This window comes from Micromonospora sp. NPDC049679 (genome assembly GCF_040659735.1).
Lineage (GTDB): Bacteria > Actinomycetota > Actinomycetes > Mycobacteriales > Micromonosporaceae > Micromonospora_I.
Window position 1 is genome coordinate 1 of the sequence record NZ_JBFANZ010000102.1, and the last position, 1,053, is coordinate 1,053.

A 1,053-nucleotide genomic window follows, 5' to 3' on the forward strand; every position below is an offset into this window, starting at 1 on the left:
GCGCCGACGGCACGCACTGCCTTGGGGTTACCGATCTGTGCGGCAATCTGGCTGTAGCTGCGGGTTTCCCCGAACGGGATGGTCAACAGCGCCTGCCAGACTTTCTTCTGGAAGTCGGTGCCGGCAAAGTCCAGTTCCAGCTCGAAACGGTTGCGGGTACCGGCGAAATACTCGTTCAACTGCCGCTCGGTTTCCTGCAACACCGGGCTGTTATTGGCCTCTTGCAGGGCACCCAGGCGAACACGGTTAGGGCGTTCTTTTTCCCAGAGGATGGCGGTGAGTTTTCCGCCACGGGCCACGAGGGTCAGTTGGCCGACGGGGGAGGGCATGTATTTGTATTCATAGGACATGGTCGGACTCCTTGAGTGGGTATGGCTCTACTGTAGATAGGCCGGCCCATGGTGGAACTACGTTTCTTGCGGTCGAATTCGCGAACGACTTAGAGGTTCCAGTAAACCCAATCGGCGTAATACGGATACCCGTAAAGCCACGAGAACCAGTACAGCGCCTTGAGTACCGATGCCGTACCAATGACAAAAAATGAAGCGATGTTGAACAGCGTGATGATCACGGCAAATACGGTTACACGTCGGCTGGCATGCAGTTGGGCAAAACGGGCGCCATAAACGGAGGCCGTGATGGACGCCAGCACCAATACAAGTCCCAGCGGAAAGGGCAGCCTGAGAAACGAGAGCAGCAGAGGCGCGATCAGCACCCAGCCCAGTACTTTGCGCAGTACGGGTTTTGGAGTGCGTTGTGCGGGAGGGAGCATGCCGGTTCCTGATTCAGAGGTGACGGGTGAGCATCATCGTGGCCTTGGTTCGGTGTGGCATTCGGAGTTTGCTTAATCGTGAAAGTGCCTATCGGATATACAAAAGTTCATCAATCACCTTCATGAATGCTTCAACCATCAAGCTTCGCCCTTCGGCTCGGGTGAGAACCAACAGCTGCGCATACGCATCCAGATCCACCAACGGCCGATACGTCACGCCCTTATTCATCAAACTCTGAGTACATTCCGGTACCAGCGCCACACCTTGTCCCGCCGCCACC

The 1,053-nt window shown here is 56.2% G+C and carries 3 protein-coding genes; all 3 read right to left on the minus strand.

Features of this window, described 5'->3' with window-relative positions; genetic code table 11:
* Window positions 1-350: methylated-DNA--[protein]-cysteine S-methyltransferase (locus tag AB0J06_RS26425; RefSeq protein ID WP_357432386.1), on the minus strand; the 350-nt coding region annotated here is incomplete at its 3' end.
* Window positions 351-439: 89 nt separating this feature from the next.
* Window positions 440-772: a hypothetical protein gene (locus tag AB0J06_RS26430; protein WP_063032687.1), complete on the minus strand. Its 333-nt coding sequence runs from the start codon at window positions 770-772 to the stop codon at window positions 440-442.
* An 88-nt stretch (window positions 773-860) separates the two neighbouring features.
* Window positions 861-1,053, minus strand: a 193-nt coding sequence (locus tag AB0J06_RS26435; RefSeq protein ID WP_357432389.1) for a LysR substrate-binding domain-containing protein, incomplete at its 5' end; no start/stop codon positions are given.